Here is an 8,739-nt window from a genome sequence, read left to right on the forward strand (position 1 = left end):
AAAATACTCTTCATGTGTTAAAAGTATAGGAGGACGTTATGAAATCGTTTATCTATGACCACTCAAAAGAAATGTTGGAGATGCTCAAAAAGTTGGTTAATACTGATAGTGGTTCCTATGATAAGGAAGGCGTCGATAAAGTAGGACAACTATTAATGGAGCATTTCAACAATCTTGGCTTTATAGCAGATGTACATGAAAATGAAAAGTTAGGAAATAATATTGTGCTGAGACATCAAGATGCTCGACGACCAAAATTTTTGATAGTTGCGCACATGGATACAGTTTTTCCGAAAGGAACAGTGGATGAACGACCGTTCAGTATGGAGGATGGTTTTGCATATGGACCGGGCGTGATAGATATGAAGGCGAGCCATGTCATGCTTTATTACGCTATGAAAGCTTTGATGGAAGAAAATGTCCCCGCCTATAAAGATGTGGAAATCATATTCAATAGCGACGAGGAGATAGGGACCATCGGATCGCGAAAACTAATAGAAGAAAAAGCTAAGGATAAAGAATATGTGCTTGTTCTAGAACCGGCCCGCCCAAGCGGTTCATTTGTAAGTTCACGTCGTGGAGTAGGGCAATACCAGTTAGAAATCAGAGGGAAATCAGCACATTCTGGCATGAATCCTGAAGATGGCATCAGTGCCATTGAAGAGATGGCACATAAGATAATTGAATTGAAGACACTTGAGGACCCCGAAAATGGCTTGAATATAAATATCGGACTAATTGAAGGAGGGACCTCCGTCAATACAGTAGCACCAATCGCCAAAGCGGGAATTGATGTTCGCATCAGCACCCAGGAGCAAGCGGCGGAAATTGATGAAAAGATCCAAAAAGTGTGTAATGAAAGCACGGTTACAGGAGCAGAATTAACACTCACTGGGGGTATCAATCGGCCACCGATGGAATTTGCGTCTAGTGTCGGGGAGCTTGTCGATATCGTCTTGAAGGAAGCGGAATCACTTGGAATAGAAATTGATCATATTGCAAGCGGTGGCGGTTCGGATGCCTCATTTACAGCTGCGATGGGTATTCCAACAATTGACGGGATGGGACCTGTCGGCGGTAAACAACATACTGAGAGAGAATATCTAGTTATAGATACGCTTATGGAAAGGACAACCCTGTTCATTAATGTCGTACGCCGACTCCATAAAATGTACGTGAATGAATAGTCGAATGAAAATCTGCCCTGTTTGATTGCTGCCCCTCCATTGGATACAACATCATAGACTTAAGATAGATTAAACAGAGACCAATATAGAGATTAGATTATAATACGAAAAAGAACGATTATTTACGGATGCTGCTTTTATAAGCAGCATTTTTTTAATACCACCGGATTTATGAAAGCCTTTACATAACATGTATATACATGCTATAATTACACCGAAATATAAAATAGGGGAGAGTGAATAGGATGGCAGTGAATAGGGATGATGTTAAAGAAATTATCGAGGCGATCGGCGGCAAGGAAAACGTTAATGCCGCTACGCATTGTGTGACGCGCTTGCGGCTTGCATTGGAAGACGAATCGAAAGTGGATAAAGAGAAGCTTGATTCCATCGACCTGGTCAAAGGCTCATTTGCAGCAAACAACCAGTTTCAAGTGGTCATCGGCCAAGGCACGGTGAATGACGCCTTCAAAATCTTCGAAGAGGAGACCGGCAGGGGCGGCGGCTCTAAAGATGAAGTGAAAGCTGCAGCTGCGCAGAAGATGAACCCGATCCAGCGTTTCATCAAGGTGCTTGGAGATATCTTCATACCTATCCTACCGGCCATCGTGACCGCGGGTCTGCTTCTTGGTATCAATAACCTGCTTACAGTAGAAGGCTTGTTTTGGGAAAATGAGTCCGTCATAAGTCAATTCCCAGGTATCGAAGGCATCGCGAGCATGATCAACTTCATCGCGGTCGCACCATTCATCTTCCTTCCTGTGCTGATTGGCTGGTCGGCCATGAAGGTGTTTGGGGGCAATCCTTTGCTTGGTATTGCTTTAGGTGTCGCACTTTGTCACCCAGATCTTGCCAGTCAGTACGGTTTATTCGATGCTGATGCGGGAGAACTTGCTGAAATTCCTACATGGAACTTCTTTGGACTTCAGATTGAACAATTGAACTATCGGGGACAGGTTCTCCCAGTGCTGGTCGCAGCATGGCTGCTTGCCAAAGTGGAGAATTTCTTCGATAAACGCATCCACGACATGTTTAAGCTGCTTCTGGTTGCACCGATTTCCCTGCTGGTTGTCGGTATCCTTACATTTACACTAATCGGACCGGTCACGTTATTCCTGAGCGGCATCATCTCAGACAGCATCGTATGGTTGTTTGAATCTGCAGGAATATTGGGCGGAGCAGTATATGGATTGTTCTATGCTCCACTTGTCATTACAGGACTCCATCATATGTTCCTTGCGATGGATCTTCAGCTAATTGGAACTACCGGAGCGACATATCTATGGCCGATCCTCGCGATCTCCAATATTGCCCAAGGTTCTGCAGCGTTCGGCGCATGGGTCATCTATCGTCAACAGAAAAAGAAAAAAGAGGAAGGCCTGGCCATGACTTCTGGTATTTCAGGTTGGCTCGGGGTTACTGAACCCGCAATGTTCGGTGTGAATCTCCCTCTTAAATACCCATTCCTTGCAGCGATTCTGACAACTTCAGTGGTCGGCGGAATATTCGGCATGAATGGTCTGACAGCTGCCAGTGTCGGAGTCGGCGGAGTACCGGGCGTCATCTCAATTACTGAAGGTTTCTGGCTCCTATTCACAATCGGAATGCTGATCGCGATCGTTGTACCATTCTTGCTTACCCTGCTCTTTTCGAGATTCGCTAAAGAGAAGACTAAAGATATGGTGGATGAGTAAAACAATTAAAAGGAGTTTTTTATAATGACGTCTAAAGACTGGAGAAAATCGGTCGTTTATCAAATCTACCCGAAATCATTCAATGACACGACCGGAAGCGGTCAGGGGGACATTAGGGGAATCATCGAGAAACTTGATTATTTCAAGTTTCTCGGTGTGGACTATCTCTGGTTGACGCCGGTTTATAAATCACCAATGAATGATAATGGGTATGATATCAGTGACTATTACGAAATTAATCCTGATTTTGGAACTAAGGAAGATTTGAAAGAACTCCTCGACCAGGCACAAGATAAAGGTATCAAAATAATGATGGATATAGTCATCAATCACACCTCCACTTCCCACAATTGGTTCGTAGAATCAAAAAAATCCAGGGATAATGAATATCGGGATTACTATATATGGAAAGATGGCACCTATGACGCTCCTCCCACGAACTGGGAATCAAAGTTCGGCGGCAATGCATGGACTTATGATGATGATACAAACCAGTATTACCTGCGCCTTTTCGATGTGACCCAAGCGGACTTGAATTGGGAAAACGAAGAAGTGCGTCGTAAGATCTACGATATGATCAACTACTGGATAGACTTCGGAGTCGATGGATTCCGCTTCGATGTCATCAACTTGATCTCTAAAGGTGAATTTAAAGATGCTGACGGACCGGGCAAAGAATTTTACACTGATGGCCCTAAGGTTCATGAATATATAAAAGAATTGAATCTGGAAACGTTCGGAGGCAAAGATATCATGACGGTCGGGGAAATGTCCTCGACGACCATAGAACATTGCCTGAAATATACACGTCCAGAGAGGAACGAATTGAATTCGGTGTTTACATTCCATCATTTGAAGGTGGATTATCCGGGAGGGGAAAAGTGGGCCTTGGCGGATTTCGATTTCCTGCAACTGAAGCGGATATTGATGGAATGGCAGGAAGCGATGGACCAGGGGGGCGGATGGAACGCAATTTTCTGGTGCAACCATGATCAGCCCCGGGTCGTCTCCCGATTTGGAAGTGATGCGACTGAAGAAGATAGAGTGCTCAGCAGCAAGATGCTTGCGATTGCGCTGCATGGGTTGAAAGGAACTCCTTACATTTACCAAGGAGAAGAGATCGGTATGACCAATCCCGGCTTCACCCGTATTGATCAGTATTGTGACGTCGAGAGCTTGAACGCATATACATCAATGAGGGAAAAGGGTATGAGTATTGACCTTGTCATGAGGATTCTCGCCTCAAAATCGAGGGATAATTCGCGCACGCCGATGCAGTGGAATGACTCGAAGCATGCTGGCTTCACAGAAGGGTACCCTTGGATAGAAGTAGCTGATAATTACGGGACAATTAATGTAGAAAAAGCATTGGAAGACAAAAATTCCATCCTCTATACCTATAGGGACTTGATTCGACTTAGGCATGAAAAGGACGTTCTGACCTACGGCGATGTCAGACCACACCTTATGGGGGATGATGATCTATTCGTGTACGAGCGCCTGTATGAGGGTGAGCGCATTACAGTGATAGCTAATTTTCGTAATAAGGCTGTTGAATATCCGCCAGATGTTGAGCGTGGAGGAGAAGTGCTTATTTCCAACTATGATAAAACAGCAGAGGTGCTCAGGCCTTTTGAAGCTCTGATGATTTATGGACAAGATAGCTAGAAAAAGTTAAGATGTATATGATTTATATACATCCGAAGAATGGCCGGTGAACAGAATGAACATAAATAAGTATAACCATATATATCAGGTGCTATCGAGTGACATCGCAGAAGGTAAGTATGAAGTCGGCGGCGTACTGCCTTCAGAACATACACTTGTCAGCGTTTTTGAGGTTTCCCGCGAAACAGTGAGGAAAGCGCTCAACCTTTTGAGGGAAAATGGGTACATCCAAAAAGTGAAGGGTAAGGGTTCAGTCGTCATCTACAATCCTTCCATGGACTTCACCGTCTCCCACCTCACAAGCTTTAAGGAAATACAGAGTCTGAAAACAACACAATATTCTACTAATGTTGTAGAATTGGAACAACATTTCGCACAAGACTTTCCAAAAGTTATGGATGCGTTAAAAATTAAACCTGATGAGAAAATATGGCAGCTTATCCGGGAACGCAAATTCAACGATAAAACGCATATCGTCGACACTGACTTCTTCATGGTCGACATGATGCCCGGACTTACAGAGGAAATTGCAGAGGACTCGATCTATGAATATATAGAAGATAAATTGGGTCTGACTATCGCCTATTCCCATAAGGAGATCACCTTCGACCCGATGAATGAAAGAGATCTCGAGCTGTTTGGAAATGCCCTTCCCAGATATACTGCTACCGTTCGTTCCATAGTGCATTTGAGCAACGCTCAGCCATTCCAATATAATATCTCCAAGCATCTGGCCAATGAATTCAAGTTCATTGATTTTTCTCGCAGGTTTCATGGAGAGTAGCATTAATCTTGCATTCGATTGTTGATTTTGATATTATATAACGTGCCGTGCTAAGTGGGGAGGTAGCGGTGCCCTGTACCTGCAATCCGCTCTAGCAGGACTGAATTCCGCTTCTGAGGGTATTCGGTGTGAGGACTGCCTCAATATCATCAGTGTTGAGATTCCGGTCCTATGCAATAGAACGTCACGAACTATGTCAGGTCCGGAAGGAAGCAGCATTAAGTGGCCCATTCTATGTGCCGTAGGACAGCCGGAGTTGAGCTGATGTTTTGAGTAACGCTTGTGCCGAAAATTCAAGGAAGCGGTGCACGGTTACATAATGTATGACTGCATCTGATGATGCAGTCATTTTTTAATGTTCTCCTTTAAAGGTGGACAGTGTTTATATATGATATAATTATTGGCATGGAAGAATCATTACGGAGGTGCTGCTGAATGGAATATCAGGCGTTATACCGGGCATTCAGGCCGCAGAAATTCGAAGATGTCGTCGGTCAGAAACACGTAACGAAAACTTTGAAGAATGCAATAATCAGGAATAAGGAATCCCATGCCTATCTGTTCAGCGGACCGAGGGGCACGGGTAAGACCAGCATTGCGAAAATATTTGCAAAAGCATTGAACTGCAACTTCGGTACTGATGGGGAACCGTGCAACGAGTGCGATATATGCATGAGCATTACAGAAGGCAGTGCGAACGATGTCATTGAAATAGATGCTGCAAGCAATAACGGTGTAGATGAAATCCGGAACCTCAGGGAAAAGGTGAAGTATGCACCTTCTGAAACAAGATATAAAGTATATATCATAGATGAGGTGCACATGCTGACGACGGGTGCATTCAATGCGCTTTTGAAGACTTTGGAAGAACCACCGGGTCACGCCATATTCATATTGGCGACGACTGAACCCCATAAAATACCGGCTACCATCATCTCCCGAGCCCAACGCTTTGATTTCAAGTCGATTGAAATGAGTGAGATTGCAGATCGACTCAAGTATGTGGCCGAAAGCGAGACGCTGGAGTATGAGGAAGAAGCAATCGAATATATTGCACGCGCCTCAGAAGGCGGCATGCGGGACGCATTGAGCATCATGGATCAGGTCATCGCCTACAGCAATGATGTCATAACGTTGGACGATGCCATCATGATCACGGGCGGAATCAAATCCGAAGAGCTGAACACTTGGCTTAAAATGATTGACCAGCGGGATTCAAGGCAGGCATTCATCAGATACCATCAGTTCATCGAAGAGGGTAAGGACCCTACGCGGCTGGTTCATGAATTGGTCTACTATATAAGGGATATCATCCTGATGAAGCATGAAGGCGATATCGACGAGGATACTGCCTTTGTGCACACTGAAGATAAGATGTTATATGAAATGATAGATGTGCTCAATGATGCCATGGTGATGATGCGCTTTTCCGTCAACACCAGCGTCCATCTTGAAGTAGTCATCGTTAAACTGATTCAGGTACTCAACCGTAATGATCAGGCGAACGTGCCTCAGGCAGTCGACCTTTCGCACATCGAACAGAGATTGGCTGAAATCGATAAAAAATTGGCGGATCAGCCGAAGGATACATCAAGGACGCAAACGGCAGAGCCGCCAAGAAAATCCTCGAACCAAATGGCTAAAGGATTCTCACTGCGTCAGATAGAAAAAGTGCTGGATCATGCCAATAAAGATGATCTTGTTAAACTTAAAGATGACTGGCCCAAGGTCTATCAACATGTCGAGGAAAAGGGATACCATGCGCTCCGCTCACTCATTAAAGATTCAGAACCCGTTGCTGCAAGCGATACACATGTACTTCTCAAGTTTCAAAGTGACCTGCACAGCGATCTGATAAACAAGGATGAGAAGAAACGAAAGGAGTTGGAGGAAGTCATTCCTTCCATTATAGGGAAAGATGTAAAGGTGGTGGGCGTCCCCGACTCCAGCTGGCTGCAGGTTAGACATGATTATATCCAAGAGAAGAAATCGAACCGGAAAAAAGAGGAACCTGAAGCTTCTATAACAAAAGAGAAAAAACCTTCCGATGTCGCCAAGGAGATATTCGGCGATGATATAGTGGAGACCCGTTAAGGATATCTGTTTATAAAAGCTTTCATTTCGTATATACTATTATAGAAGAAAATTAAAATTAATTGGAGGAGAATATATATGGCTGGCGGAATGAACAATATGCAAGGCATGATGAAGCAAATGCAGAAAATGCAAAAGAAGATGCAAGAAGAACAGGAAAAACTGAAAGAAGAAAAAATTGAAGGTACAGCTGGCGGCGGCATGGTTAAAGTGACTGTCTCCGGACATAAAGAAGTATTGGATGTCGAGGTGCAGGAAGAAGTTGTGGATCCTGATGACATCGAAATGCTCCAGGATCTGATCGTAGCCGCAACCAATGAAGCAATGACGAAAGCGGATGAACTTACAAGCGAGCGTCTAGGAAAACATACTAAAGGCATGAACATTCCGGGAATGATGTAGATGCATTATCCAGAACCAATATCCAAGCTGATAGACAGTTTCATGAAATTGCCGGGCATTGGGCCGAAGACTGCCCAGCGTCTGGCATTTTATGTACTTAATATGAAGGAAGACGACGTAGTCAATTTTTCGCGGAGCCTTATGGAGGTAAAAAGAGACCTCCAATTCTGTTCTATCTGTGGACACATCACCGATGTAGATCCATGCTACATCTGCCAAGATAAGAGTAGGGATCGTTCCATAGTATGTGTCGTTCAAGATACGAAAGATGTTATAGCTATGGAGAAGATGCGTGAATATCAAGGGTTGTACCATGTCCTGCATGGGGCAATAAGTCCAATGGATGGCATAGGCCCTGAAGATATCAATGTAGCCACGCTGATAGAACGCTTGAAGGATGAACAGATAAAAGAAATCATCCTGGCCACGAACCCGAACATCGAAGGTGAGTCGACAGCGATGTACATCTCGCGACTCGTAAAACCGATAGGGGTTAGGATAACTCGTCTAGCCCACGGTCTTCCTGTAGGTGGAGACCTGGAGTATGCAGATGAAGTGACACTGTCGAAGGCGATAGAATACCGGACGGAACTGTAGAAAGTTCGGGGGTTTCAAAGCAATTTGAAGCTCCTGAAACTTTTTTTAAAAAACCCCTTGCATTAATTGAACAGACCCTGTATAGTTATATCTTGTCGGACGAAACACATACCGACACAACAAACGTTACTATTTAGTTAAAAAAGATATAAATAAGTGTTGCATTCCAAAATGCGACATGCTATAATAGTAAAGCAGTCAACGAGAGAACATTGAAAACTGAATGACAATATGTCAACGTTAATTCCAATAAAACTGGATGGTTTTACCATTCAACTTGGGCGACAAGTAAAACCGCAACGAGTCAGAGCAC

General features: G+C 44.1%; 7 protein-coding genes and 1 other RNA gene. All 8 read left to right on the forward strand.

The genetic code is table 11. From position 1 onward, the window contains the following. Positions 1 to 38: 38 nt before the first annotated feature. The 8 genes from ABD734_RS05010 (at position 39) to recR (ending at position 8,426) form a co-directional block, all read left to right on the forward strand. Positions 39 to 1,187, forward strand: coding sequence for a M20 family metallopeptidase (locus ABD734_RS05010; RefSeq protein WP_344702010.1), 1,149 nt, complete (start codon positions 39 to 41; stop codon positions 1,185 to 1,187). Between the two features lie 245 nt (positions 1,188 to 1,432). After that, positions 1,433 to 2,881 carry a PTS system trehalose-specific EIIBC component gene (treP, locus tag ABD734_RS05015; protein WP_344702012.1) on the forward strand — a complete coding sequence of 483 codons (1,449 nt, stop codon included), beginning with the start codon at positions 1,433 to 1,435 and terminating at the stop codon, positions 2,879 to 2,881. A gap of 24 nt (positions 2,882 to 2,905) precedes the next feature. Further along, positions 2,906 to 4,549 (forward strand): alpha,alpha-phosphotrehalase, encoded by a 1,644-nt coding sequence (treC, locus tag ABD734_RS05020; protein ID WP_344702014.1) that lies wholly within the window; start codon positions 2,906 to 2,908, stop codon positions 4,547 to 4,549. A 55-nt stretch (positions 4,550 to 4,604) separates the two neighbouring features. Continuing rightward, positions 4,605 to 5,333 (forward strand): trehalose operon repressor, encoded by a 729-nt coding sequence (treR, locus tag ABD734_RS05025; protein WP_344702016.1) that lies wholly within the window; start codon positions 4,605 to 4,607, stop codon positions 5,331 to 5,333. 45 nt (positions 5,334 to 5,378) lie between these two features. After that, positions 5,379 to 5,645, forward strand: an RNA gene (gene ffs / locus ABD734_RS05030) — signal recognition particle sRNA large type. A 123-nt stretch (positions 5,646 to 5,768) separates the two neighbouring features. Then, positions 5,769 to 7,427 carry a DNA polymerase III subunit gamma/tau gene (gene dnaX / locus ABD734_RS05035; RefSeq protein ID WP_344702018.1) on the forward strand — a complete coding sequence of 553 codons (1,659 nt, stop codon included), beginning with the start codon at positions 5,769 to 5,771 and terminating at the stop codon, positions 7,425 to 7,427. Positions 7,428 to 7,505: 78 nt separating this feature from the next. After that, on the forward strand, positions 7,506 to 7,829 hold the full coding sequence (locus ABD734_RS05040; protein ID WP_344702020.1) for a YbaB/EbfC family nucleoid-associated protein: 324 nt from the start codon (positions 7,506 to 7,508) through the stop codon (positions 7,827 to 7,829). Beyond that, positions 7,830 to 8,426 (forward strand): recombination mediator RecR, encoded by a 597-nt coding sequence (gene recR / locus ABD734_RS05045; protein ID WP_344702021.1) that lies wholly within the window; start codon positions 7,830 to 7,832, stop codon positions 8,424 to 8,426. Positions 8,427 to 8,739: the final 313 nt, after the last annotated feature.

Source organism: Salinicoccus jeotgali, assembly GCF_039538805.1.
Taxonomy (GTDB): domain Bacteria; phylum Bacillota; class Bacilli; order Staphylococcales; family Salinicoccaceae; genus Salinicoccus; species Salinicoccus jeotgali.